This is a genomic window from Streptomyces sp. CB02261, assembly GCF_001905665.1.
Lineage (GTDB): Bacteria > Actinomycetota > Actinomycetes > Streptomycetales > Streptomycetaceae > Streptomyces.
On sequence record NZ_LIVX01000009.1, the window covers coordinates 295,786 to 320,875 of the forward strand.

Annotated in this window: 26 protein-coding genes; 10 read left to right on the forward strand and 16 right to left on the reverse strand. The window is 71.4% G+C overall.

Annotation, left to right across the window (positions count from 1 at the left end; genetic code table 11):
* Complete coding sequence (locus AMK29_RS36835) at positions 1–138, forward strand: hypothetical protein (RefSeq protein ID WP_167346897.1); 138 nt, start codon at positions 1–3, stop codon at positions 136–138.
* Here the strand turns inward: AMK29_RS36835 and AMK29_RS28105 are convergent, their stop codons facing one another.
* Genes AMK29_RS28105 through AMK29_RS28115 form a run of 3 tightly spaced genes read right to left on the reverse strand, consistent with a single transcriptional unit; the run spans position 139 to position 3,202 of the window.
* Positions 139–813 (reverse strand): UbiX family flavin prenyltransferase, encoded by a 675-nt coding sequence (locus AMK29_RS28105; RefSeq protein ID WP_073818293.1) that lies wholly within the window; start codon positions 811–813, stop codon positions 139–141. It lies immediately after the preceding gene.
* Between the two features lie 32 nt (positions 814–845).
* Positions 846–1,748, reverse strand: coding sequence for a menaquinone biosynthesis prenyltransferase MqnP (gene mqnP / locus AMK29_RS28110; protein WP_073818295.1), 903 nt, complete (start codon positions 1,746–1,748; stop codon positions 846–848).
* Positions 1,745–3,202, reverse strand: a complete 1,458-nt coding sequence (locus AMK29_RS28115) for a menaquinone biosynthesis decarboxylase (RefSeq protein ID WP_073818297.1) — start codon at positions 3,200–3,202, stop codon at positions 1,745–1,747. Before AMK29_RS28115 ends, mqnP begins: the two co-directional genes overlap by 4 nt.
* Before the next feature lie 90 nt (positions 3,203–3,292).
* Here AMK29_RS28115 and AMK29_RS28120 point away from each other — a divergent pair, with 90 nt between their 5' ends.
* On the forward strand, positions 3,293–3,694 hold the full coding sequence (locus AMK29_RS28120; protein ID WP_073818298.1) for a PLD nuclease N-terminal domain-containing protein: 402 nt from the start codon (positions 3,293–3,295) through the stop codon (positions 3,692–3,694).
* 34 nt (positions 3,695–3,728) lie between these two features.
* Entirely contained in the window at positions 3,729–4,619 is an 891-nt protein-coding gene (locus AMK29_RS28125; RefSeq protein WP_073818300.1) for a LysR family transcriptional regulator, read from the forward strand.
* On the opposite strand, the gene AMK29_RS28130 is transcribed toward AMK29_RS28125, so the two are convergent.
* Positions 4,516–5,451 carry a DMT family transporter gene (locus tag AMK29_RS28130; protein WP_073818301.1) on the reverse strand — a complete coding sequence of 312 codons (936 nt, stop codon included), beginning with the start codon at positions 5,449–5,451 and terminating at the stop codon, positions 4,516–4,518. The two genes, AMK29_RS28125 and AMK29_RS28130, sit on opposite strands and share 104 nt — an antisense overlap.
* Before the next feature lie 169 nt (positions 5,452–5,620).
* On the opposite strand from AMK29_RS28130, the gene AMK29_RS28135 reads away from it, so the two are divergent.
* Positions 5,621–6,241 (forward strand): flavodoxin family protein, encoded by a 621-nt coding sequence (locus AMK29_RS28135; protein WP_073818303.1) that lies wholly within the window; start codon positions 5,621–5,623, stop codon positions 6,239–6,241.
* A 99-nt stretch (positions 6,242–6,340) separates the two neighbouring features.
* On the opposite strand, the gene AMK29_RS28140 is transcribed toward AMK29_RS28135, so the two are convergent.
* Genes AMK29_RS28140 through AMK29_RS28150 form a run of 3 tightly spaced genes read right to left on the reverse strand, consistent with a single transcriptional unit; the run spans position 6,341 to position 7,152 of the window.
* Complete coding sequence (locus AMK29_RS28140; RefSeq protein ID WP_241845737.1) at positions 6,341–6,526, reverse strand: hypothetical protein; 186 nt, start codon at positions 6,524–6,526, stop codon at positions 6,341–6,343.
* 27 nt (positions 6,527–6,553) lie between these two features.
* Positions 6,554–6,805: a hypothetical protein gene (locus AMK29_RS28145; RefSeq protein WP_073818305.1), complete on the reverse strand. Its 252-nt coding sequence runs from the start codon at positions 6,803–6,805 to the stop codon at positions 6,554–6,556.
* Complete coding sequence (locus tag AMK29_RS28150) at positions 6,802–7,152, reverse strand: hypothetical protein (protein WP_241845738.1); 351 nt, start codon at positions 7,150–7,152, stop codon at positions 6,802–6,804. The genes AMK29_RS28145 and AMK29_RS28150 overlap by 4 nt, the downstream gene beginning before the upstream one ends.
* Positions 7,153–7,273: 121 nt before the next feature.
* On the opposite strand from AMK29_RS28150, the gene AMK29_RS28155 reads away from it, so the two are divergent.
* From AMK29_RS28155 to AMK29_RS28170, 4 genes are all read left to right on the forward strand, one after another.
* Positions 7,274–7,726, forward strand: a complete 453-nt coding sequence (locus AMK29_RS28155) for a nucleoside deaminase (RefSeq protein WP_079197176.1) — start codon at positions 7,274–7,276, stop codon at positions 7,724–7,726.
* 106 nt (positions 7,727–7,832) lie between these two features.
* A complete protein-coding gene (locus AMK29_RS28160) occupies positions 7,833–9,902 on the forward strand; it encodes a hypothetical protein (RefSeq protein WP_073818308.1) in 2,070 nt (689 codons plus the stop codon).
* 50 nt (positions 9,903–9,952) lie between these two features.
* Positions 9,953–11,497, forward strand: coding sequence for a hypothetical protein (locus tag AMK29_RS28165; RefSeq protein WP_073818309.1), 1,545 nt, complete (start codon positions 9,953–9,955; stop codon positions 11,495–11,497).
* A gap of 194 nt (positions 11,498–11,691) precedes the next feature.
* A complete protein-coding gene (locus AMK29_RS28170) occupies positions 11,692–13,173 on the forward strand; it encodes an MFS transporter (protein WP_073818311.1) in 1,482 nt (493 codons plus the stop codon).
* A 12-nt stretch (positions 13,174–13,185) separates the two neighbouring features.
* Here the strand turns inward: AMK29_RS28170 and AMK29_RS28175 are convergent, their stop codons facing one another.
* The 8 genes from AMK29_RS28175 to hemL all read right to left on the reverse strand — a co-directional run bounded on the left by AMK29_RS28175 (position 13,186) and on the right by hemL (position 21,608).
* Positions 13,186–13,725 (reverse strand): SRPBCC domain-containing protein, encoded by a 540-nt coding sequence (locus AMK29_RS28175; RefSeq protein WP_073818313.1) that lies wholly within the window; start codon positions 13,723–13,725, stop codon positions 13,186–13,188.
* Between the two features lie 37 nt (positions 13,726–13,762).
* Positions 13,763–14,836: a c-type cytochrome biogenesis protein CcsB gene (gene ccsB, locus AMK29_RS28180; protein WP_073818314.1), complete on the reverse strand. Its 1,074-nt coding sequence runs from the start codon at positions 14,834–14,836 to the stop codon at positions 13,763–13,765.
* On the reverse strand, positions 14,833–16,623 hold the full coding sequence (resB, locus tag AMK29_RS28185) for a cytochrome c biogenesis protein ResB (protein WP_107422705.1): 1,791 nt from the start codon (positions 16,621–16,623) through the stop codon (positions 14,833–14,835). The genes ccsB and resB overlap by 4 nt, the downstream gene beginning before the upstream one ends.
* 5 nt (positions 16,624–16,628) lie before the next feature.
* Positions 16,629–17,366 (reverse strand): cytochrome c biogenesis CcdA family protein, encoded by a 738-nt coding sequence (locus AMK29_RS28190; protein WP_073818316.1) that lies wholly within the window; start codon positions 17,364–17,366, stop codon positions 16,629–16,631.
* A 7-nt stretch (positions 17,367–17,373) separates the two neighbouring features.
* Complete coding sequence (locus tag AMK29_RS28195) at positions 17,374–17,979, reverse strand: TlpA family protein disulfide reductase (protein ID WP_073818317.1); 606 nt, start codon at positions 17,977–17,979, stop codon at positions 17,374–17,376.
* A 77-nt stretch (positions 17,980–18,056) separates the two neighbouring features.
* Positions 18,057–19,355 carry a hypothetical protein gene (locus AMK29_RS28200; RefSeq protein ID WP_107422708.1) on the reverse strand — a complete coding sequence of 433 codons (1,299 nt, stop codon included), beginning with the start codon at positions 19,353–19,355 and terminating at the stop codon, positions 18,057–18,059.
* Between the two features lie 220 nt (positions 19,356–19,575).
* A complete protein-coding gene (locus AMK29_RS28205) occupies positions 19,576–20,256 on the reverse strand; it encodes a histidine phosphatase family protein (RefSeq protein ID WP_382618598.1) in 681 nt (226 codons plus the stop codon).
* A 5-nt stretch (positions 20,257–20,261) separates the two neighbouring features.
* Entirely contained in the window at positions 20,262–21,608 is a 1,347-nt protein-coding gene (gene hemL, locus AMK29_RS28210; protein WP_073818322.1) for a glutamate-1-semialdehyde 2,1-aminomutase, read from the reverse strand.
* Between the two features lie 230 nt (positions 21,609–21,838).
* On the opposite strand from hemL, the gene AMK29_RS28215 reads away from it, so the two are divergent.
* The gene (locus tag AMK29_RS28215) at positions 21,839–22,441 is read left to right on the forward strand and encodes a hypothetical protein (RefSeq protein WP_073818323.1); all 603 of its coding nucleotides are present in this window, start codon (positions 21,839–21,841) and stop codon (positions 22,439–22,441) included.
* A 23-nt stretch (positions 22,442–22,464) separates the two neighbouring features.
* Here AMK29_RS28215 and AMK29_RS28220 read toward each other — a convergent pair whose 3' ends face one another.
* Positions 22,465–24,459, reverse strand: a complete 1,995-nt coding sequence (locus AMK29_RS28220; RefSeq protein ID WP_073818325.1) for an APC family permease — start codon at positions 24,457–24,459, stop codon at positions 22,465–22,467.
* Between the two features lie 115 nt (positions 24,460–24,574).
* Between AMK29_RS28220 and AMK29_RS28225 the strand changes: the two genes are divergently transcribed.
* A complete protein-coding gene (locus tag AMK29_RS28225; protein WP_073818327.1) occupies positions 24,575–24,994 on the forward strand; it encodes a MerR family transcriptional regulator in 420 nt (139 codons plus the stop codon).
* Positions 24,995–25,090: the final 96 nt, after the last annotated feature.

Here is a 25,090-nt window from a genome sequence, read left to right on the forward strand (position 1 = left end):
GTGGTGTTCACCGTGTACACGATCGAGATGGCCTACGCCCGTATGCGCGAGCTGCAGGACCTGGCCAACCGCTCGCGTGCCCACCAGCCGACCGCCGCATCGAAGCGCGCCGACAAGAAGCACGCCAAGAAGCGCTGATCAGACCGGGCGGGTCGCTCCACCGAGCTCTCCCTCCCAACGGCGGTACAGCCGGTGCGGCACCCCCGCCGCGTCGAGTACCCGCCCGGCGACGAAGTCCACCAGATCCTGGATGTGCGTCGCCCCCGCGTAGAACGCCGGAGAGGCGGGCAGCACCACGGCGCCCGCCTCGTCCAGCGCGACCATGTGCTTGAGCGTCTGACCGTTCAGCGGGGTCTCCCGCACGGCGACCACCAGCGGACGCCGCTCCTTCAGCGTCACGCTCGCCACCCGCTGCAGCAGGTCCTTCGACAGCCCGAGGGCCACTCCCGCCACCGCCGCGGTCGAGGCCGGCACCACGAGCATCCCCTTCGCCGGGTACGAACCCGACGACGGCCCCGCGGCCAGGTCGCCCGCCGCCCAGTACCGCACGTCGCCCAGCGAACCGGCGACGTCGAAGGTGTCCGGCTTCCCGTCCGCCCCCCGCGCCAGCCACGTCCCCAGGTCCTCACGCCAGTGCGCGTCCCGGAACGAGATCCCCGTCTCGTCGAGCAGCGTGAGCCGCGAGGCCCGCGACACGACGAGGTCGACGCTCTCCCCCGCGGCGAGCAGCCCCCTCAGTACGGCGGCGGCGTACGGCGTACCCGACGCCCCGGAAACCCCCACGACCCAGGGGGTGCGCTTGCCGTCGTCCATGCCGTCGAGCCTATCCGTCATCGGGCCGGCCGCTACGGGGTGAGCCCGCGGACCAGCAGGTCGAGGAGGGCGCACACGAAGAGGCTGATCCCGATGAAGCCGTTCGTCGTGAAGAACGCCCGGTTCAGACGGGACAGGTCGTGCGGCTTCACGATCGAGTGCTCGTAGCAGAAGGCGGCCGCCACGATCACCAGACCGGTCCAGAAGAAGACACCCGCGCCGGTCGCGAGGGCGTACCAGACGAGCAGGCCGGTGGTGACGACCGCGGAGGCGCGGGCGCCCCACAGGGCGGCCGGGATGCCGAAGCGGGCCGGGACGGACAGCACGCCGTGCGCCCGGTCCGCCTGCACGTCCTGGCAGGCGAAGATCAGGTCGAAGCCGCCGATCCAGACGCCCACCGCGAGGCCCAGGATCACCGCGTCCCAGGACCACGCGCCGGTCACCGCGATCCAGGCGCCGATCGGGCCGATCGCCTGGGCGAGCCCCAGGATGGCGTGCGGGAAGTTGGTGAACCGCTTCCCGTACGGATAGACGACCATCGGGATGACGGCGAGCGGCGCGAGCGCCAGACAGAGCGGGTTGAGCAGGGCCGCGGCGCCGAGGAAGACGACGACGGCGATCCCGGCCCCGGTCCACGCCGACCGCACCGACACCGCGCCGGTCACCAGCTCGCGGTTCGCGGTCCGGGGATTACGCGCGTCGATCTCGCGGTCGATGATCCGGTTGCAGGCCATGGCGAAGGTCCGCAGCCCCACCATGCAGACGGTGACGAGGAACAGCTTCCACCAGTGGATGTTCCGGTCGAGCTGGAACATCGCCGTGAGCGCGGCGGTGTAGGCGAAGGGCAGCGCGAAGACCGAGTGCTCGATCATCACGAGCCGCAGGAAGGCCTTGGTGCGTCCCGGCTGGGCGCCGGGCACGGCCGCGGTCGTCACAGCCCGTACTCCTTCCAGCGGCGGTCCACGAGGGCGGCCGTCGCCGGGTCCGACTCGACCATGTCCGGCCAGCCGCCGTCCCGGGTGTAGCCCTCCTCGGGGAGCTTCTTCGTGGCGTCGATGCCCGCCTTGCCGCCCCAGAACTGCTGGTAGGAGGCGTGGTCGAGGTGGTCGACCGGACCTTCGACGACCGTGAGGTCACGGGAGTAGTCGGTGTTCCCGAGGGCCCGCCAGGACACCTCGTGCAGGTCGTGGACGTCGCAGTCCTTGTCGACCACGATGATCAGCTTGGTCAGCGACATCATGTGCGCGCCCCAGATGGCGTGCATGACCTTCTGCGCGTGCTTCGGGTACTTCTTGTCGATCGAGACGATCGCGCAGTTGTGGAAGCCGCCCGACTCCGGCAGGTGGTAGTCGACGATGTCCGGCACGATGATCTTGAGGAGCGGCAGGAAGAAACGCTCCGTCGCACGGCCGAGCGGCCCGTCCTCGGTCGGCGGCCGGCCGACGACGATCGACTGGAGCAGCGGACGCTTCCGCATCGTCACGCAGTCGATCCTCAGCGCGGGGAAGGGCTCCTGCGGGGTGTAGAAGCCGGTGTGGTCGCCGAAGGGCCCCTCCGGGAGCATCTCGCCCGGCTCAAGCCAGCCCTCGACGACGACCTCGGCGTTCGCCGGGACCTGCAGCGGGACCGTCTTGCAGTCGACCATCTCGATCCGCTTGCCCTGCACGAAGCCTGCGAAGAGGTACTCGTCGATGTCGCCCGGCAGCGGGGCCGTCGAGGCGTACGTCACGGCCGGCGGGCAGCCGAAGGCGATCGCGACCGGCAGCCGCTCGCCCCGCTCCGCCGCCACCGCGTAGTGGTTCCGGCTGTCCTTGTGGATCTGCCAGTGCATGCCGATGGTGCGCTTGTCGTGGCGCTGGAGCCGGTAGAGGCCGAGGTTGCGCACCCCGGTCTCCGGGTGCTTGGTGTGGGTGAGCCCCAGGTTGAAGAAGGACCCGCCGTCCTTGGGCCAGGTGAAGAGCGCGGGCAGCCGGTCCAGGTCGACGTCGTCACCGGTGAGGACGACCTCCTGCACGGGGGCGTCGCCCGACTTCACCTTCTTCGGCGGCACGTGGACCATCGAGCCCAGCTTGCCGAAGGCCTCCCGGACCCCGACGAAGCCCTGCGGCAGCTCGGGCTTGAGCAGCCCGCCGATCTTCTCGCTGATCTCGCCGTAGGACTTCAGGCCGAGGGCCTTGAGCAGCCGGCGGTCCGTCCCGAAGACGTTCATCGCGAGGGGCATCGAGGAGCCCTTGACGTTCTCGAAGAGAAGCGCCGGGCCTCCCGCCTTGTTCACCCGGTCGACGATCTCCCCGACCTCCAGGTACGGGTCGACTTCGGCCTTGATGCGCTTGAGGTCGCCTTCGCGCTCGAGGGCCCTGAGCAGCGAGCGGAGATCGTCGTAAGCCATAGGGGCAAGTATCGGTCACCGGCTACCCTGGACCTGTCACCGGGGCCGCCGTAGCGCGCCCCCGCCACCGCTTCCAGGGGGCTGTCCCACATGCTCAGGGCGCTGCTGTTCATCCTGCCGCTGGCGCTGATGATCTACGCCTTCATCGACTGCCTCAACACCCCGGAGGAAGAGGTCAAGCACCTTCCGAAGCCGGTCTGGGCCATCGTCATCCTGCTGTTCTCCGTGGTCGGAGCGGTCGGCTGGATCGCCGCGGGCAAGGAGCGCCGGCCGAGGACCAGGGGCGGCGCGGGCGCCGGGGGCTGGGTCGCGCCCGACGACAACCCCGAGTTCCTGAAGTCGCTCAAGGACGAGAAGAAGAGCGAGCAGGACGACCGGGCGGTCCTCGACGACCTGGAGGCGGAACTGCGCCGCGAGGAGGAGCTGAAGGACCGCGAGCGGCGCGAGGAAGAGCTGAGGAAGCGCGAGCGCGGCGAGGACACCGAGGGCTGATGGGACCGGAGCGCGGCGCGGGGCGGGAGGACTGATGGAGCTGCGGCTCCTGGCCACCTTCGAGAAGGTCGCGGCGGTCCTGTCCTTCACGCGGGCCGCGGCCGACCTCGGTTACGCCCAGTCCAGCGTCACCGGCCAGATCCGGTCCCTGGAGTCCTCGCTCGGCGTGGAGCTCTTCGAGCGGCTCGGCAGCCGCATCCGGCTCACGGAGGCCGGGGAGCGGCTCCTGCCGTACGCGCGCCGCATGGGCGAGCTGGCGGAGGAGGCCCGCGCTGCCGTGGCGAGCGCGGGGGAGCCCTCGGGGACGATCGCCGTGGGCACGATGGAATCCCTCACGTCCTACCGGCTGCCGCCGCTCCTGGAGTACTTCCACCACCGCTACCCGGCGGTGCGGCTCACCCTGCGGCCCACGCTCGGGGACGAGACCCGGCGGGCGCTGCGGCAGGGCACGTACGACGTGGGTTTCCTGATGGAGCCCGACACCGAGCACGAGGGCCTGGAGTCGGAGGTCCTCGCGCCGGAGCCGCTGGTGCTGGTCGCCGGTCCTGGCCATCCGCTGGTGGGGCGCGCGGGGCTGACCGCGGCGGACCTGGCCGGGGCGCAGCTGGTGGGCACGGAGCCGGGCTGCCCGTACCGCGACCTGTTCGAGGCGGAGCTGCGGGAGTGGGCGCCGCCGTTCATGGAGTTCGGCACGATCGAGGCGACGAAGCGCGGGGTGGCGGCGGGCCTCGGGGTGGCGCTGCTGCCCCGGGTCGCCGTCGCGGCGGAGCTGGCGGCCGGGGCGCTCGTACGGCTGGACTGGGAGGCGCCGTTCACGCTCTTCACGCAGCTCGCGTGGCGGCGGGGGAAGCGGCTTCCGGCTCATGTCCGGCTGTTCGTGGAGCAGGCGCGACGACTCGTGCGGGAGCAGAGCCCGACAGCGTGACCTTGAGGCTGGCGAGGACGATCAGCGGGACGCCGAGGGCCTGGACGAGCCCGATGTGGTGGCCGTACACCGCCCAGTCGACACCCATGGCGACGGCCGGGTAGGTGAAGGCGAGGACGGCGATCTTCGCGGTCGGCAGCTTGGCGTAGGCCGCGTACATCAGGACGTACATGAGCCCGGTGTGGATGAGCCCGAGCCCGGCGAGCCACAGCCAGCCGGTCCCGAGTCCGCCGACGGCGCCGAAGTCGGCGAAGGGAAGCAGCAGCGGCAGTCCCACGACCACCTGCACGAGGGCGATCAGATGCGGCCGTACGCCGGTGATCCGCTTGGTGACGAAGGTGGCGAGGGCGTAGAGCACGGCGGCGGCGAGGGCGAAGCCGAGCCCCTTGAGGGAGGCGGTGTCCCCGGGCCGTACGCCGGAGACGAGGACGAGCCCGGCGAAGGCGACGGCGAGCCAGGCCGGCTTTCCGGCGGAGATCCGCTCCCGCAGGAACAGCGCCCCGAGGAGCACCAGGAAGAAGGGCTGCGTGTGGTAGACGACGGTGGCGAGGGAGATCGAGGTGGCCTCGTACGCCTCGAAGAGGAACACCCAGTTGAAGACGATGAACACGCCGCCGAGCGCGGCGAGTCCGAGCTTCCTCGGGGTGAACCCGTGCCCGGTGAAGAACCCCCGGGCGAGGCTGTAGGCGCCGAGGGCGGCGGCCCCGAAGAGGCACCGGAAGAACACCACCTCGAACGGTGACGCCCCGGACTCGACGACGAAGACGCCGAGGGTGCCGGAGAGCACCATGGCGAGGGTCAGTTCGATGGTTCCCCTGGTCTCGTTTCTCATGGGGACGACGCTACGGACGGTGCCGGGGCCGGGCCACGAGCCAGTGCGCAGAGCTGCCGATGGGGGCGATCGGCGGAGCCGATGGGGGCCTTCGGGCGGCCGGAATACCTCCGCGCGGAAGGGGGTTGGCCCCGAGGCAGGAGGCATCCATGACACCGGAGCAGACGACATGACCCTGGACACCGCACCCGGCCCGGACCGCTCGTTCCTCTTCGTGCTCGGCAGCTCGCGCTCCGACGGCAACACCGAGATACTCGCCCGCGCGGCCGCCGCGCAACTGCCCGCGGAGATCCCGCAGCGCTGGGTGGACCTGAACCGGCTGCCGCTGCCCGACTTCCAGGACGGCCGGCACGAGGGCGCCGACTGGCCGGCCGACGAGACCGAGGAGCTGCTGCGGCAGGCGACGCTGGAGGCCACCGACATCGTCATCGCCTCGCCCCTGTACTGGTACACCCTCTCGGCCCAGACCAAGCGCTACCTCGACTACTGGTCGGGCTGGCTGAACGTCCCCGGCTCGGACTTCAAGCAGCGGATGGCGGGCCGGACGCTGTGGGGCGTGACGGCGATGGCCGACGACGACCACGCGGTGGCGGACGGCCTGACGACGACCCTGAACCACTCGGCGGCGTACCTGCGGATGCGCTTCGGCGGAGTCCTGACGGGCACGGGCTCCCGCCCGGGCCGCGTCCGCGCCGACGAGGGGGCGATGCGCCGAGCGAAGACCTTCTTCGCCGCCGAACCGCCGCTGGCGCGGTTCCCGTACGAGGAGGGGGCGGGCGTCGCGGTGTGAGGACCGCGCAGCCCGCCCCGGGCCTACGGGGTGCGGGGTTCGGGTGGGGCATGGCAGGGGCACCCGCACACGAGGTGGCGGACGCCCTGGACGCCGCTGTCACGGGTCACGCGGTCGTGCCGCCCGACGACGCAGCGCGGTGAGCGGAACTCCGGCTCGGCCGGGCGCGGTCGTGAGCGCGTGGGCGAGCGGGGAGACGGTCACCGCGTCGGTGATCTCCGGCGTCACCCACCGGTCGTCGCCCGCGCGGTCCCGGTGCGGCCCGTCGTGCCCGACGCCGAGCACGCCTCCGGAGGGTGAGGTCCCGCCCGCCTAGAGGTAGGTCACCTGGAGGACGTATCCGCACTCGTAGCGCGGAATGAGAAGGAAGACGAACATCCCGCCGGGGACGCGCACGTGTTCGCTCCTGGGGTTCTCGCCCTGGAACAAGGAGCCGTCGAGGTAGAGGGCTGCCGCGGCTCTGACCAGCTCGTCGGCGCTCTTCTCCACTGCGGCGATGAAGGCCGGCGGGGCGCCCCCGACCACGTACTCCTCGCTGGGGTCGTACTCCCACCTCCAACTCACCCGCCCACCGCCCTGTGCGCGGCACGAATGATGTCCCCCGCCGCCCGCACGTACCGCCGGCTCTCCTCCGGGTCCTCGGCGATCTGGGCCAGGTACTCGGCGCGGCGCAGTTCGCGGGCGGTGTCGGGGAAGCGTTCGATCTCGATGACGGCGGCCCACTGGACCAGGAACATGCGCAGGGGGGTGATGCCGCTCTGCTCGATGGCCTCCGTCACAGCGGCGCGTTGGCTGGCGTCCATCTCGGGGAGCCGCTCGGGAGCGACGACCGCGAGGGCCGCCCGCAGAGCGGAGGGCGTCTGTTCGGGGCGCGGGATGAGTTCTCCGGTGTGCTCAGGCTGTGTCGTCACCATGTCCTCCAAGGGGTGCCCCGGCCAGCGTATCCAGCCCCGGCACGGCCCGCGCCGACCGTCGCCACACACGTGGCCGAGCCGGGGTGAGACCCACGCCCCACCGGGGAAGAGTCCCCGCATGGACGAGGAACAGGCCCGGCGGTGGCTCGCGACCGCCGTCGACGAGGCGCGGGCCGGGCTCGCCGAGGGCGGGATCCCCATCGGTGCCGCGCTCTACGGGGCCGACGGGACGCTGCTCGGGCGTGGGCGCAACCGGCGGGTGCAGGACGGGGACCCCTCGGCGCACGGGGAGACCGCCGCGTTCCGGGCGGCCGGGCGGCAGCGCTCGTACCGGGGGACGACCATGGTCACCACCCTCTCCCCCTGCTGGTACTGCTCCGGCCTGGTGCGGCAGTTCGGGATCTCGCGGGTGGTCGTCGGGGAGGCGGAGACCTTCCACGGCGGGCACGACTGGCTGGCCGAGCACGGCGTGGAGGTCGTCGTGCTCGACGACCCCGGATGCGTCGCGCTCATGCGGGAGTTCATCGCCGCGCGGCCGGAGCTCTGGCACGAGGACATCGGTGAGGAGTGAGGCGGGTCTCCCGGACAGCACACGTTGACAACAGAGTCGAAAAGGCGACCGCTTTCCCAACACACCGTCGATATCCTTGAGTTGACTGTGACGGGGGTGACGGGGCGTGGACAGGGAGCTGTACGGCCGCGAGGCGGTCCTGCACGATGCCGGGCTGGTCGCGCGTCTCAGCGGCCTCACGCGGCACGGCGCCGCCCGGGTGCCGTTCGAGCACGGCGACGATCCGCCGGTCACGGTGTTCACCGGCGGGCGGGGCACGGGGAAGACCGCCCTGCTCAAGGAGGTCCGCAACCGCTACCGGGGCTACACGCCGCTCGCCCTGCTCGACTGCGCGCACATCGAGCCGCCCGCCGACCACGGCCCCGGCTGGACCCCGGTCACCGGGGCGCTCGCCGAACTCGCCGTGCAGCTGTCGCCGAGGGTGCTCGGCGCCCGGCCAGTGCGGTTCCCCCGGCTCTCGCTCGGACTGGTGGCCGTCGCCTCGCTCAGCTGGTCCCAGGAGGACGACGAGCGGGCCCGGCGCGACCTGCTGCGGCTCGGGCCGCTGCTCGCGACCGTCGACGCGACCAGGGGCGCCGCCGCGAACTGGGTCGGCAAGGTCCTCGCCAAGCTCGCCGCCCGGTTCGCCGAGGCCACCGTCCCGCTCGCCGGACTCCTCGCGGAGGCGACCGTGGAGACCGTCCTGGAGGAGGTGTTCGGGCGCCTCCAGCGCGCCTCGGAGAGCTGGTACGGCAGCTACCGCAACGCCGGCGGGCACGGCAAGGCCGGGCTCCAGCAGCTCGCGATCGACTTCGAACAGGGCGGCCGCCGCCGCCGCGAGGCCGAGGACTTCCTCGTCGGCGCCCTGACCGAGGACCTCCTCCACGCCTACACCGGGCTGCGGCGCGGCAGCCGCATCGGCCGCCCGCTGATCCTCCTCGACAACGCCCACGAGCCGCTCGGCCGACAGCTCGTGGAACCGGTCCTGCGCGCCCGCGCCGAGGGCCGCCGCGACCGGGTCGTCATCCTCGCCGCCTCCCGAGTGCGCGAGCACGAGGGGCTGCGGCACGCCACCCGGACCCGACTGCCCGAGACCGCGCACCGGGCGCCCTGCCCGCGCGGGACGAGCGTCGGCTCCGGCATCCTCGCCGTCGAGCTGACGCCGCTCTCCCCCGCGCAGACCCGCTCCGCGTTCGACCGTCACGACCCGGCCGGCCGGACCCCCGCCGAACTCGCCCGCGCCGTGCACCGGCTGACCGGCGGCCGCCCGCTCGGCGTGGCGCTCCTCGGCCGGGCCGCCGGCGAGGCCCCGGAGCACCTGCGGGCCGGGCTCACCCCGGGCGGACTGCTCGACCTGACCGTGGAACTGCGCGAGGACTCCCCGCCGGTGCCCGTCGCCCCGACCCTGCTCGCCGAGCTGCTTCCGGTGCGGCGGCCCGGCCCGTACGCGGTGCTCGCCGCCGCCCACGACGAGGAGTCCGCCCGGATGCTCGCCCACGCCCGGCTCCAGGGCGAGTCCCTGGACGGGGACGTGGCACTGCGCGTCCGCGACCATCTGCGCTCCGAGGACTGGCCTGAAGGGCCGGGCCACTTCGTCGCCGACCCGCTGCTCCGCGCGCTGCTCCTGCACCGGCTCCGCTTCGAGGACGGCGACCATCCCCGTTACGCCGCCTGGCACGCCGTCCACGAGACCCTGCACCGGCACTACGGGCCCGGACCCGGCCCGTACCGGCTCCATCACGACCTGGCGCTCGGCCGCACCGACGACGCCGTCACGCATCTGCGGGAGACCTTCCCCGAGCAGGACGTCGTCGGCTGGCTGGGACGGCTGCGGTTCATCGGCTCCGCCCCCTGCCCGCGGGAGCGGAACCGGACGGGCCCCGACCCGCGCCGGGCGGTCGCCCTGGGCCAGGGGGCACCCGGAGACCTGCCGCCGGGCCTCGACGGCGACACCCTCGAACTCCACCTGTCCGTGCGGCGGTTGCTGCACGCCGTATGGCTGCTGACCGATCCGCTCGCCCTGCCCGACGACGAGGTGGCCGACCGCCTCGCGCACGAGCTGCGCCGGCTCTCCGGCCGTCACCTGTCGGGCAGCGGCGCGCTCTGGGACGCGGCCACCCACTGGCCGCGCGACATCCGCGCCTGGCGGGAGCTGTCGCTGCCGCCGGGCCACGAGACGCCGACCGATCCGACCTGACCCGATCCGACCCGACCGGCACGCCACCCCCTGAGGACGGAGTCCGACGCATGCCCGACCGACCGCTCGACCGGCTGCGGCGCCGCGTCCGCACCCCCCGCCAGAAGCTCGTCGCCGCCGTGGTCACCGCCGCCGTCGTCCTCGGCCTCGGCGGCTACGGGATCAGCCGGCTCACCACCCCGGAGGACCGTTCCTGCGCGCCGGGCGTCGACCGCCCGGCCGGCAGCTCCGAGTGCGTCGGCGTCAACGGCGGCGGCCACGCCTTCGGCATCGCCGAACTCGCCGACATCGCCGGGGCCATCCACCGCGAGAACGCCCTCCTCAAGGCCGACGAGTACGTGACCGTCGCCGTGCTCCTGCCGCTGACCTCCACCGACAGCGGCATGCGCGTCAAGGTGCTGCACGAGCTCCAGGGCGCGTACGCCTACCAGTACCGGGCCAACCACGAATCCAACAGCGAGACCCCCAAGATCCGGCTCGTCCTCGCCAACACCGGCCAGGGCAACGCCCACTGGCGCCCCACCGTCGACCGGCTCATCACCATGACCGGCGCGCCCGACCGGCTGCGGGCCGTCTCCGGCGTCGCCACCTCCTCCACCGAGATACGCCAGGCGGTGACCGCGCTCACCGGCGCCGGGATCGCCGTCGTCGGCACCACCATCACCGCCGACGACATCGCCAACGGCCCCGGCGCGGGCAACCGCTACCCCGGCCTCGCCCGCGTCTCCCCCACCAACGGCGACGAGGCCAAGGCCCTCGCCCACTTCGGCAAGGTGGACGCCACCAAGGCCTTCCTCGTCCAGGACACCCGGACCGGCGACCACTACACCGACACCCTCAAGTCCGCGTTCGCCGCCAACCTCAAGGGGGCCCCGCACGAGCCGGCGCTCTTCACCTCGCCCGCCGATCCGACCGAGGAGGGCACCACCGCGAACACCTTCCGCCAGATCACCCATCTGATCTGCGACACCCGCGCCGAGACGGTCTTCTTCGCGGGCCGCCACACCCAACTGCGCCAGTTCATCAACGCGCTCGGGGCGCGCGGCTGCGTCGACCGGCCCTTCACGGTCCTGACCGGCGACGAGGGCTCGTACCTGGGGGCGGACGAGAAGCTCGACCGGAACGCCCTGAAGGCGAAGCTGACCGTGCGGTACGCGGCGCTCGCCCACCCGGACGCCTGGCGGCAGGCGCCGGGGCGGCAGGTCCCGTCGACGGGCGGTTCGGTGGTGGCGTACTCCACGTTCCTGACGGACATCGCCCGCGCCTCGAAGGAGCCGGTGCCCCTCGCGGACGGGCAGGCGATCGTCGCCTACGACGCGATGGCGACGGCCGTCCACGCGATCCGCCAGGCCACCCCGCAGGGCTCCCCGTTCCCGGAGCTCGCGGACGTGGTGACCCAGTGGCCGCAGGTCAAGGGCTCGCTGCGGGTGCAGGGCGCGAGCGGCTGGATCTGTCTGGACAACTACGGGAACCCGTACAACAAGGCGGTCCCGATCGTGGAACTGGCCCAGGACGGCACCCAGCGCTTCGTGCAGATCGCGTGGCCGGAGGGCAGGCCGCCGGCCCTCTCCTGCCTGCCGCCGAAGCGCGACTGAGTCGCCGCCCCCCGCCCCGTCACCCCGGGGGCGGGGGGCCCGACCCGCCCGTCCCCGAACGGCCCAGCCGGGCCGGGGAGCGGTGGTCACCCCCGGCGGCTCCCCCGAAGCTGGGACAGCGGCCCGTGCGGGCATACCCCCACGCCCCGGGGGTACGAGGGCAGCCGCATGACGGGACGAAGGGAGCGCGATCCATGGGAGTCGACTCGGCAGCGGCAGCCGTACCCGCGGACACGGGGACGGTCACCACGGCGGTTCCGGCCCGCCTCGACCGCCTTCCGTGGTCGCGGTGGCACTGGATGATCGTGATCGGTCTGGGCACCGTCTGGATCCTGGACGGACTCGAGGTCACGATCGTCGGCAACGTCGCCGGCCGGCTCGCGGAGGAGGGCAGCGGCCTCGCCATCACCTCGGCGCAGGTCACGGGCGTCGCGGCCGCCCTGTACGTGCTGGGAGCGTGCACCGGAGCACTGTTCTTCGGCTGGCTCACCGACCGCTACGGGCGCAAGAAGCTCTTCATGATCACCCTGGTGGTCTATCTGGGCGCGACGGCGATGACGGCGCTGTCCTTCGAGTCCTGGTGGTTCTTCCTCTTCCGCTTCCTCACCGGCTTCGGCATCGGCGGTGAGTACGCGGCCATCAACTCGGCGATCGACGAACTGATCCCGTCCCTCTACCGGGGCCGGGTCGACCTCATCATCAACGGCAGCTACTGGCTCGGCGCCATCGGCGGCGCCCTGCTGTCGATCGTCATGCTGGACACCGACATCTTCCCGAAGGACCTCGGCTGGCGGCTCAGCTTCGCCCTCGGCGTCGTCCTCGGCCTCGTCATCCTGCTCGTCCGCCGGCACGTCCCGGAGAGTCCACGCTGGCAGTTCATCCACGGCCGGGGCGAGGCCGCCGAGGAGCTGGTGTCGACGGTCGAGCGCGAGATCGAGCAGGAGAAGGGCGAGCCGCTGCCGCCGCCGGCCGGTGAGATCACGATCCACCAGCGCAAGAGCATCGGCTTCGGGATGATCGCCAGGACGGTCTTCACCCGCTATCCGCGCCGCGCGGTCCTCAGCCTCTCGCTCTTCATCGGGCAGGCGTTCCTCTACAACGCCATCACCTTCGGCTTCGGCGCCATCCTCACCACGTTCTTCGACGTGCCGACCGGGAGCACCGGCTACTACTTCGCCGTCATCGCGGCGGGCAACTTCGTCGGCCCGCTGCTGCTCGGCAAGCTCTTCGACACCGTCGGACGCCGGATCATGATCTCCTCGACGTACGTGCTGTCGGGTCTGCTCCTGTTCGTGACGGCGTGGCTGTTCGACCGGGGCTCGCTGACGGCGACGACCCTGACGGCGTGCTGGTGCGTGGTGCTGTTCTTCGCGTCGACCGGTGCCTCCAGCGCGTACCTGACGGTCTCCGAGATCTTCCCCATGGAGACCCGGGCGATGGCCATCGCCTTCTTCTACGCGATCGGCACCGCGGCCGGCGGTATCAGCGGCCCGCTGGTCTTCGCCGAGCTCACCGAGTCGGGCGTGGTCGGCGACACGGTCCTCGCGTTCCAGATCGGCGCGGGCCTGATGTGCGCCGCCGGTCTCGTGGCGGCGTTCCTCGCGGTGAACGCGGAGCGGCGCTCGCTGGAGGACATCGCCGAGCCGCTGTCGGTGGCGAAGCAGGAAGCCTCCTAGCCGGTCCGGAGGTCAGGGCTCCCACTTCGGCCAGGGGGTGTCGTCGCGTTCGTACAGCTCCCGCAGGTGCCGCCACCGCTCGGACGTCCGCTCCCGCCAGTCGGCGGGGTGGCCGTCCAGGGTGCGGGCCAGCCACTCGAAGTGGTCGTGCCAGGCGGCGAGGCGGTCGAGCCGGTGCTCGCGCGGCCCCCGCAGTTCGTTGGTGAAACGCAGCACGGTCGACCCCTCGCCACCGGGTCCGGCCCCTGGCTCCAGGCGGAACCGGATCCGGCCGTGCGTCGGATCGACCGTGTACTCGGCCACGCGCTCGGGGTCCCACGCGGTCACCCGCCCCGCGTCCTCGGTGTCGCCGCTGGTCAGCCGGTGCAGGGTGACCCGGCCGCCGAGCCGCGGTTCCAGCGGGTCGACCGCGCACAGCCAGCCGGCCAGGCCCTCGGGCGAGGCGACGGCCGTCCACACCGCCGGTACGGGGTGCGGCAGGTCCACCACGAACCGCAGCACGTGCCGGTCCCCGTCGTGGGTCTCGCTCCGGCCCCGGGGTATCTCGCTCATGTCTCCAGCGTGGCCCCGGGGCGGAGCCGCTGCCAGCTCAGACGCCCGCGTACGAGTGCTTGCTGCTCACGAAGATGTTGACGCCGTAATAGTTGAACAGGAAGCAGGCGAAGGCGATGAGCGCGATGTACGCGGCCTTCCGCCCCTTCCAGCCGGCCGTCGCGCGCGCGTGCAGGTACGCGGCGTAACCGACCCAGGTGATGAAGGACCAGACCTCCTTGGCGTCCCAGCCCCAGTAGCGGCCCCACGCGTCACCGGCCCAGATCGCGCCCGCGATGATCGTGAAGGTCCAGAGCGGGAAGACGGCCGCGTTGACCCGGTACGAGAACTTGTCGAGGGAGGCCGCGGAGGGCAGCCGCTCCATGACCGAGCGGGCGAAGGCGCCCGGGTTCCCGCCGGTGGCGAGCTTGTTCTCGTACGAGTCGCGGAACAGGTACAGCAGGGTGGCGACGGCGCCGAGGTAGAAGACCGCGCCACAGAAGATCGCGGTGGAGACGTGGATCCACAGCCAGTACGAGTCGAGCGCCGGGACCAGCTGGTCACTGGGGGTCTTCAGCCAGGTGGTGGCCATGCCCAGGTCGAGCAGGACCGTGGTCACCAGCGGCAGACCGATCCAGCGGACGTTCTTCCCGGCGACGAGGAAGGCGAGGTACGCGCCGACCGCCACCGTCGAGAAGGTGGTGGAGAACTCGTACATGTTGCCCCAGGGGGCCCGCTGCACGGCGAGCGCCCGGCTGACCACGCCCGAGGCCTCGACCAGGAAGGCGAGGACGGTGAGCGAGACCGCGATGCGGCCGTACAGGTCGCCCTTGACCGTGCCGCCGGCGGCGCCGGGGCCGTCCGGCACGTCACGGCTACCGGCCGCGGCGCGGGTGACGACCTTCGGCTTGTCCAGGACGGCGGTGCCACCGGCCTGCTTCACCTGGACCGTCACGGCAGCGGCGGCGCGCGGGGTGAGGGCGGCGGCGGTACGGCCGACCTTGCTGCGGCTGCCGAGGACCCACTCGGCGATGTGGGCGAAGAAGGCCAGGGTGTAGACGGCCATCGAGGAGTAGATGAGCAGGTCGCTCATCCGCGCCAGGCTCTCGTTGGTCGTGGCGGCGAGGATCACTTGTCGGCCTCTCCAGAAGGGGCGGGGTCTTCTGCGGGTTCTTCCGCGGGGTCCGGTACGGCCTCCGGATCGGCTTCGGGCGCGGCGTGGCGTACGGCGTCCGGATCGGCTTCGGGCGCGGGGGGCGCCTGGGCCGTGAGGGCGAGCGCGAGGTCGCCCAGCTCCTCGGGCAGCCTGGCGGACTCGCTCCGGCCGAGCCCGGCCATCTCGACGACGGTCACGCCGTCCTCACCCCGTACGGCCCGGACCCAGACCCGGCGCCGCTGGATGAAGAGCGAACCCGTCAGACCGGCGATCGCGGCGATCGCGCCCGCGAGGGCGAGGCCGTTGCCGGGCTGCTGCGAGATCTGGAAGCTCGCCCACTCCTTGATCTCCTTCTCGAAGGTGATCGAGCCGGCGCCGCCGGGCAGCGTCATGGTCTCGCCGGGCAGCATCCGCTGGGCGAGCTTGTTGCCGGACGGGTCCGTGAACTGGGTCATCTTGGACTTGTCGAGCTGGTACACGTTCTGCGGCAGCCCCGAGTCGACGCGCAGGTCGCCGTGGAAGCCGGTGAGCGCCATGACGGGGAAGTCGAGCGCGGGGAACTGCGAGAACATCGTGCCCTTGCCGGCGCCCGCGAAGGTCGGCACGAAGAAGGCCTGGAATCCCAGCTGCTCCTTCTTGCCGTTCTTGTCGCGGTAGCCGTCCATGACCTTGATGGCGCCGGTGGACGTGATGTTGTTGTCGATGGGGAGCAGCGGCACGGCGCCGTGGAAGACGGTCTTGCCGCGGCCGTCCTTGACGGTGACGACGGGCGCGTAGCCGTGGGCGATCAGATAGACCTTGGAGTCGCCCACCACCAGCGGTTCGTTGACCCGGATGACGGCCTTCTTCTCCGCGCCGCCCTGCGAGTAGCCGACGGCCGCCTCGAAGGTGCGCGGGGTGCCGCGCTGGGGGCCGTCCTTCTCGTAGGTGCCGGTGAAGGAGTCGAGGGTGAAGCTGAACGGCTCCAGCTCGTCGGTGCCGAACTGGGAGCCGGACTTGAAGTCGTCGTACTGGGTGAGCGTGTTGGAGAAGCCGTCGCCCTCGATGACCAGCTTGCCGCCCTCGGACTTGAAGAGCTGGCCCCAGGCGAAGGCGACGAGCATCACGATGAGGGCGATGTGGAAGGCCAGGTTCCCGACCTCGCGGAGGTAGCCCTTCTCGGACGCGATCGCGTCGCCGGCGGTGTGGGCGCGGAAGCGGCGCCCCTTGAGGAGGGCGAGCGCGGCCTCGCGGACCTGCTCGGGCTCGGCCTCCGTCCGCCAGGTGGTGTAGGCGGGGAGCCGGTCGAGGCGGCGGGGGGCGCCCGGCGGGCGGCTGCGGAGCTGGCCGACGAACTGCCAGGTGCGGGGGACGATGCAGCCGATGAGGGAGACGAACAGCAGGATGTAGATCGCGGAGAACCACACCGAGCTGTAGACGTCGAAGAGCTGGAGCTTCTCGTAGAGCGGGGTGAGGGTGGTGTGGGCGTCCTTGAAGGCCTGCACCTTGACCTCGTCCGCGCTGGTCTGCGGGATGAGGGAGCCGGGGACGGCGCCCAGGGAGAGCAGGAAGAGCAGGATCAGGGCGACCCGCATGGAGGTCAGCTGCCGCCAGAACCAGCGGATCCAGCCGATGACGCCGAGCCTGGGGCCGCCGAGGACGCTCTCGCTGCGGTCCTCGGTGGGGGCGGTCGAGAGCTGGGCGCCGGCCGCCTCGTCGGCCGCGCGCTCGTTCTCCGCCGTACCGGAGGCGTCCGTCGTACCGGAAGTGTCGGTCGTGCTCATGGAACTCAGATCCCCACCGTGAAACCGCTGGACCAGCCCTGCATCGTGGCGACCATGCTGTCCCACGCGCCTGTGAGGAGCAGGACACCGGTGACGAGCATCATGCCGCCGCCGATCCGCATCACCCACACATAGTGCTTCTTCACCCAGCCGAACGCGCCGAGCGCCTTGCGGAACGCGACGGCGGCGAGCACGAACGGCACGCCGAGGCCGAGGCAGTACGCGAAGGCGAGTATCGCGCCGCGTCCCGCGCTGGCCTGTTCGAGGGCGAGGGCGTTCACCGAGGCGAGGGTGGGTCCGATGCACGGGGTCCAGCCGATGCCGAAGAGCGCGCCGAGCAGCGGGGCGCCGACCAGGCCGGCGACGGGCTTCCGGTGGAAGCGGAACTCGCGCTGGGTGAACCAGGGCATCAGGCCGAGGAAGAACACGCCCATGAGGATCATGAGCACGCCGAGGACCGTGGTGAGGGTCTCGCGGTACTCCTGGAGGGTCGACCCGAAGTAGCCGAAGAGCGCCCCGCCGGACACGAACACGGCGGTGAAGCCGAGGACGAAGAGGACGGCCCCCGCGGTCATCCGGCCGCGGCGGCTCTCGGCGAGGTCGGTGCCGGTGACCCCGGTGACGTACGAGAGGTAGCCGGGGACGAGCGGGAGGACGCACGGCGAGAAGAAGGAGACCAGGCCGCCGAGGACCGCGAGGGGCAGGGCGAGCAGCAGGGCTCCGCTGGTGACCGTCTCGTTCACGGACTGCTCACTTCTCCTTGAGGAGAGGCTCGATCATCGACCGGAGCTTCTTCTCGTCGAGTGCCATGAGGGAGCGGGCGGCGATCCTGCCCTCCTTGTCGAGGACGACGGTGGAGGGGATGGACTGGGGGTTGAGCGTTCCCTTGGGGAAGCCGAAGAGGATCAGCCTGCCGTTGGGGTCGTAGAGGCTCGGGTACGGGACCTCGTAGTCCTCTTCGAAGGCGAGGGCCTGCTGCTTGTTGAAGTCGCGGGTGTTGAGGCCGACGAACTCGACGCCCTGGTCCTTGAGGTCGGCGGCGACCTTCACGAAGTGCGGGGCCTCGGCGCGGCACGGGCCGCACCAGGAGCCCCAGACGTTGAGGACGACCACCTTGCCCTTGAGGTCGGCGACGTCGAGCTGTTCGCCGTCGAGGGTCTCGCCCGCGATCTTCTCGGTGGCCGTGCGCTCGTCCTTGGCGACGGTGGAGATGCCGCCGGTGTTGGTCACGAAGTTGGTGTTGCCACCGCCGCCGGACTTGCCGTTGCTGTCGCCGCCGCAGGCCGAGAGCGCGAGGGCGGCGGTCAGCACTCCGACGGCGACCAGGGTGCGGCGAGGGGCACGGTCAAGGCTCATGTGAAAAGTTTCGCATGGGCGTTTGGGGGATCTTGGGCACCCCCCTACGTGCCCGTAAAGCCCCTTGTCAAGATCTCCTAAGCGGCCGGGGTCCCGTACGCGGTCGGGGTGGACGTGGGGGTCGCCGCGGCGGGCCTGAGGAAGGCGTTCCAGCCGCCGGTGGGCTTCTGTCCGACGTCGAGCGAGCGCAGCCGCTGGAGGATCTTCGGGTCCTGGACGTCGAGCCAGTCCACGAACTGCTTGAAGGAGACGAGCCGGACGTCCTTCTTGCCGGCCATCCCCTTGAGCGCCTCCTCGACGGCGTCCATGTAGATGCCGCCGTTCCACTGCTCGAAGTGGTTGCCGATGTAGAAGGGCGCGCGGTTCGACTCGTACGCGCGCGTGAAGCCGCCGAGCAGGGCCTCGGTGGCCTGCTTGCGCCAGCCCGGGTAGCGCGAGGGCATGCCCTTGGTGGTGTTGTTCGACTGGTTGGCGAGGATGTTGTAGTCCATGGACAGGACCTCGAAGGAGTGCCCGGGGAAGGGCACGGCCTGGAGCGGGAGGTCCCAGATGTCCTTGCGCTTGGTGGGCCAGGTCTGCCGGCCGCCGGGCGAGCTGGCGTCGTAGCGCCAGCCGAGGCGCTTGGCGGTGGGGAGCAGGTTGTCCTGGCCGAGGAGGCAGGGGGTGCGGCCGCCGACGAGCTCCTTGGAGTAGTCGAAGGGCAGCGGTTCGAGGTCGGTCCAGCCGCTGTTCGTCTTCCACTCGGTGACGAACTTCATCGCCTGGTCGATCTCGCTCTGCCACTGCGCCGGGGTCCACTTCTCGACGGAGCCGGAGCCGCCGCAGAAGTGCCCGTTGAAGTGGGTGCCGATCTCGTGGCCTTCGAGCCAGGCCTGCCGGACGTACTTCAGCGTGTCCTTGATGTGGTCGTCGGTGAGGTAGCCGATGTCGGAGGCGCCGACGCGGTTGTTCGGCGGGCGGTAGAGGTTCTTCTTCGACTCGGGGAGGAGGTAGATCCCGGAGAGGAAGAAGGTCATCGCCGCGTCGTGGTTCTTGGCGAGTTCGAGGAAGCGCGGGAAGAGGCCGTTGCCCACCTCGCCTGCGCCGTCCCAGGAGAAGATCACGAACTGGGGCGGGGTCTGGCCGGGTTCGAGCGGCACGGGGGCGTCGGGCTGGTTCGGCTGCTTCCCGGTGTCCGCGGTGGAACCGTCGCCGATGAGCCGGACGTCCCCCTTGGTCGGAGTGGCCTTGCTCGGGTCCGCCGAGACGTCACCGCCCTTACCAGGCCCGGAACGCCCCGACTTGTCCGAGTTGTTACCGCTGCACGCGGCGACACCCATCGCGGCCGCGGCCCCAACGCCCGCCCCGAGAAGCCCCCTTCGACTGATTCCACTGATCCCGCGCATGACATCCCCATTCGCGCTGACGTATGACCTGAACGTCATCCAAACCGACAATGGATGAGATGCCGGGAGGAACACGTAGGTTCCGGGAAATAGCACAAAAATTTCAGGGCGTTCGGTTGGCATGAACACCACCCGAACGCCCTGAACTGTGGACCGTCCGCCACCGCGCTGTCCAGCGAGGGCCGAACCCTCCACCGGATCTGCCGAAGAGCTACGCCCCGAAGGCCTTCGACTTCCCCTTGACCGGCTTCGCACCGGCCCGCAGGTGCACGGGCACGAGGTCGAGCGCCGGCTCGCTGTAGCCGACGGAGACGATCCTGTCGCCCTGGTACGTGAACGAGGTCAGCGACGCCAGCGTGCACTGCCGCCGCCGCGGGTCGTGCCAGAGCCGCCGCTTCTCCACGAAGCTGCGCACGATCCAGATCGGCAGCTGATGACTGACGCAGACCGCCTCGCGCCCCCGGGCCGCGTCCTTCGCCGCGTCCAGCGCGCCCATCATCCGCACGACCTGCTCGACGTACGGCTCGCCCCAGGACGGCTGGAACGGATTGGTCAGGTGCTTCCAGTTCCCCGGCTTGCGCAGCGCCCCGTCGCCGACACCGAAGGTCTTGCCCTCGAAGACGTTCCCCGCCTCGATGAGACGCGGGTCGCTCGCGAGGTCCAGACCGTGCGTCTTGGCCACCGGCAGCGCCGTCTCCTGCGCCCGCTCCAGCGGGGAGGCGACGACGTACGCGATGTCCCGCTCCGCCAGGTGCTCGGCGACCCGGTCCGCCATCCGACGGCCCAGCTCGGACAGGTGGTAGCCGGCGCGGCGCCCGTAGAGCACCCCGTCCGGGTTGTGCACCTCACCGTGCCGCACCAGGTGGACGACGGTGATGTCGTCGCCGCTCACGGCGCTCACGCGGTCGCCTCCGCGGCGGCACGGGCGGCGGCCGGCAGCGCGGCGGCGATCCGCTCGATCGCCCGCTCGTCGTGGGCGGCCGACACGAACCAGGACTCGAAGGCGGACGGCGGCAGGTAGACGCCGTCGGCCAGCATCGAGTGGAAGAAGGCGTTGAAGCGGAACGCCTCCTGCCGCTTCGCCTCGTCGTAGTTCCACACCTCGTCGGCGGTGAAGAACACCGAGAACATGTTGGAGGCGGTCTGCAGCCGGTGCGCCACGCCCTCCTTGGCGAGCGCGCCCGTGACCAGGCCCTGGATCTCCTTCGAGACCGCGTTCACCGTGTCGTACGCCGCGTCGTCGAGCAGCCGCAGCTGCGCGAGCCCGGCGGCGGTCGCGATCGGGTTACCGGACAGCGTGCCCGCCTGGTAGACCGGCCCGGCCGGAGCCAGGTGCCCCATGACGTCGGCGCGGCCACCGAACGCGGCGGCCGGGAAGCCACCGCCCATGACCTTGCCGAACGTCAGCAGGTCGGCCTTCACCCCGTCGACGCCGTACCAGCCGGCCCTCGACGTACGGAAACCGGTCATCACCTCGTCGGAGATGTACAGCGCGCCGTTCTCCCGGCACAGGTCCGCGAGCCCCTGGTTGAAGCCCTCCACCGGCGGCACCACGCCCATGTTGCCGGGCGAGGCCTCCGTGATGACACAGGCGATCTCACCCGGGTGCGCGGCGAAGGCGGCCCGCACCGCGGCCAGGTCGTTGTAGGGCAGCACGATCGTGTCCCCGGCCTGGGCGCCGGTCACACCGGGCGTGTCCGGCAGCCCGAGGGTGGCGACACCGGAACCGGCGGCGGCGAGCAGCGCGTCCACGTGGCCGTGGTAGCAGCCCGCGAACTTGACGACCTTCGCGCGGCCGGTGAACCCGCGGGCCAGCCGGATCGCGGACATCGTGGCCTCGGTGCCGGAGGAGACGAGCCGTACCTGCTCGACCGGCTCGATCCGGGCAACGATCTCCTCGGCGAGCGCGACCTCGCCCTCGCCGGGCGTACCGAACGAGGTGCCGCGGGCCACGGCGGCCTGCACCGCGGCGGTGACCTCCGGGTGCGCGTGGCCGAGGATCATCGGTCCCCACGAGCAGACCAGGTCGACGTACTCACGCCCGTCCGCGTCGGTGAGGTACGGACCGGAACCGGACACCATGAACCGGGGCGTTCCGCCCACGGCCCGGAAGGCACGCACCGGTGAGTTCACGCCGCCGGGCGTCACGAGGGAAGCGCGGTCGAAAAGCGTCTGTGAGACTGGGGCTTCGTATGAATACGGCACTGTGATCCTGACCTGCGAGAGCGACTTCGGGCACGACATCGGGGACGGAGGGACGGCGTGGTCATCCTGGGGAAGACGCCGGGGCGTTCGCCTTCTGCGTCTGCGAAACTGGGGCGTCATAGGGATGGCTCACGGAATCCATGGTGTCAGAGGCCACGGCGTTCTTGCGGACAGGTGTTTCACCGTACGAGCGCGGGGGAGGTCACTGACACGATGATCGGGTCGCGCGGCGGGGTCGTGTTGCCGAGAAAAAGCAGTCGGGTGGAGATATGCATCGCGGTGGCGGACCGGGCGAGGGGACGGACGACCTGGGCCCGGAGTCTGCCCGGCGGGGGAGGCACCGGCGCCGGCGGGCGGAGGATCCGACCGCGTCGGAGCGCAGGGCGAGCCCCGAGCCGGCGGCGGAACCACTCCCCGCGACCGGAGGCCGGAGCTTGGGGGTGACGTACAAGTACTTCGGCGCGCCCAACAGCGCGACGGCGGCACAGGTCCCGATCTCGATGCGCCCGGAGGAGCTCGGCGGCGACGAGCTCGGCATGGGCGGCATGTTCACCAAGATCAAGCCGGAGACCATAGCGGCCATGGTCCTGACCGGCATCCAGGGCATGCCCCTGCACAAGGTGCCCCCGCTGGAGCTGGTGGTCCTGCACCCGGACTACGCGGTGGTGAAGCTGCCGATGACCGTGGTCGACCCGCTGCGCGCGATCGGCGAGGAGTCGGTCGGCGCCGCCGCCTTCATCTGGTCCACGGTCCCCGACCGCGGCGGCCCGCGCGACGCCTTCGACGTCTACCAGCTGCTCCACGAGTGGCAGGACTTCTCCGTCCGCCTCCACGAGGCCGGCCACCAGCCGTACTGCCTGGTGTGGCCGTGAGCTGAGGCCCGCGGGGCCCGCCGTCAACCGCGGTCCTCCTCGGCGGCCCGCGCGGCCGCCGCCTTCGCGCGCTCCGCGGCGAGCTCGCGGGCGGAGGCGAGCCGGTACGGAACGTCGATGACGACGACGTTCTTCATGAACAGCAGCCGGGCCTTGAGCCGCAGCGCGCTCTGGTTGTGCAGGGGCTGCTCCCACCAGTGCCCCACCACGTACTCGGGGATCACCACCGAGACCACCGCGTCCCCGGTCCGCTCCGGCGCCTCCCGGACGTGCCGCAGCACCGGCTGGACGATCGAGCGGTACGGGGAGCTGAGCACCCGCAGCGGTACGTCGATCCCGCGGGCCTCCCAGGTCGCGCGGAGCACCTCCGCCTCCGCCGGGTCCTCGGCGACGGTGACGGCCGTGAGGGAGGCGGGGCGCAGGGTCTTCGCGTACGACAGGGCCCGGAGGCTGGGCGCGTTCACCGAGGCGACCAGGACGAGGACGTGGTTCTCCGCGAGGGCGCGGGGCCGTTCGTGGGGACCGACGGCGACCTCGGCGGCGACGGCGTCGTAGTGCCGCCGCACCCCCTTCATCCCGGCGAAGAGCACCGGCATCGCGAGGACGACGAGCCAGGCGCCGTGGGTGAACTTGGTGATGAGGACGATGACGAGGACGACCGCCGTCAGACAGGCGCCGAAGGCATTGATCGCGAGGCGGCGATGGATCCGGCGGCGCTCCGCGGGGGTGGCGGGAGCCCCGGCCGCCCCGGCGGGCCTGGCGAGTTCTCGCCGCCAGTGCTTGACCATCCCGGCCTGGGACAGGGTGAAGGAGACGAAGACGCCGATGATGTACAGCTGGATGAGGCGGGTCAGCTCCGCGTCGAAGGCGACGACGAGGGCGATCGCGGCGAGCGCGAGGAGGACGATGCCGTTGGAGTAGACGAGCCGGTCGCCGCGGTGGAAGAGCTGGCGGGGCGCGTAGCGGTCGCGGCCGAGGACGGAGGCGAGCATCGGGAAGCCGTTGAAGGCGGTGTTGGCCGCCAGGATCAGGACGCCTGCGGTGACGGCCTGGAGCGCGTAGAACAGCACGTGCCAGTCGCCGAAGGTGGCGCGCCCGATCTGGGCGAGCGCCGTGGACATCGGGGTGCCGGGGGCGAGTCCGAGCTCCGCGGGGTCCTCCGCGACGTGGACCTCGTAGACCATGGCGAGCACGGTGATCCCGAAGAACATGGTCACGGAGAGACCGCCCATGATCGCGAGCGTCATGGCCGCGTTGCGGCTCTTGGGCTTCGCGAACGCGGGGACGCCGTTGCTGACGGCCTCGACGCCGGTCAGCGCGGTGCAGCCGGAGGCGAAGGCGCGCAGGGCGAGCAGCACGAGCGCGAGGCCCGAGTAGGTGGAGACCGCGTTCACGGGCAGGTCCGCGGACTCGGCGCGGATCGTCGCACCGGTCGCCATCCGTACCGCGGCCACCGCGAACATCACGTAGACGACGAGGATGAAGGCGTACGTGGGGAGAGCGAACCAGCGCCCCGACTCGCGTACCCCGCGCAGGTTCAGCCAGGCCAGCACGGCGATGAAGAACACCGACATGGCCACGGCGTGCCCGTCGAGCGCGGGCACGGCGGAGGTGATCGCGGCGACCCCCGAGACGACGGAGACGGCGACGGTCATCACGTAGTCGATGAGCAGCGCGGAGGCGGCGGTGAGCGCGGCGGTCTGCCCCAGGTTCTCGGCGGAGACGACGTACGCCCCGCCGCCGCCCGGATAGGCGTAACAGGTCTGCCGGTAGGAGGCGACGACGACCAGGAGCAGGATCACGATGCCGACCGCCGCGTACCAGGCCAGATGCAGCACGGCGAGGCCGCCGAGGGCGAGGATCAGCAGGATCTCCTCGGTGGCGTACGCGACCGAGGAGAGCGGGTCGCTGCAGAAGATCGGCAGGGCGACCCGCTTCGGCAGCAGGGTCTCCCCGAGCCGGCCGCTGTCCAACGGACGACCTACGAGCAGGCGTTTCGCCGCACTTCCAGCTCTCATAAGTGCTGAAGTTAGGACGAATGGTATGTAATGCACGGAAGCCGCGCCCGGCGGGAGCCCCGTACGAGGAAGGACACGACGCGTGAGCGGAGTACGAGAAGCGCGAGGAGTACGCATGGCCGGCGAACCCATGCAGATCGGCGAGGTCGCCGCACGGACCGAGCTGTCCCTGCGCACGATCCGGCAGTACGAGGACAGCGGCCTGGTCGTCCCGTCCGCGGCCTCGCCGGGCGGCTTCCCGCTCTACACCGACGCCGACGTCTCCCGGCTGATGGTGGTCCGCCGGATGAAGCCGCTCGGCTTCACCCTCGACGAGACCCGCGAACTCCTCACGGCGGTGGACCGTCTCGCCGCCGACCGCGCGGGCACGGACACGGAGCTCGACCCGGACGAGCGGGACGCGCTCCTGGCCCGCGTCCGCCGGTACGAACAGGCCGCCGCCGAACGGGTCGCGGAACTGCGGGCCCAGCTCTCCCGCGCCGAGGAGTTCGCCGACTCCCTCCGCCGCACCCGCGCGACGGCGGCCCCGGCCTGACGTCGGCAGCCCGCACGCGTACGTAGGCGTACGCGTGCGCGTGCCTGTGCGTGCTCGTGATCGTGATCGTGATCGTGATCGTGATCGTGATCGTGA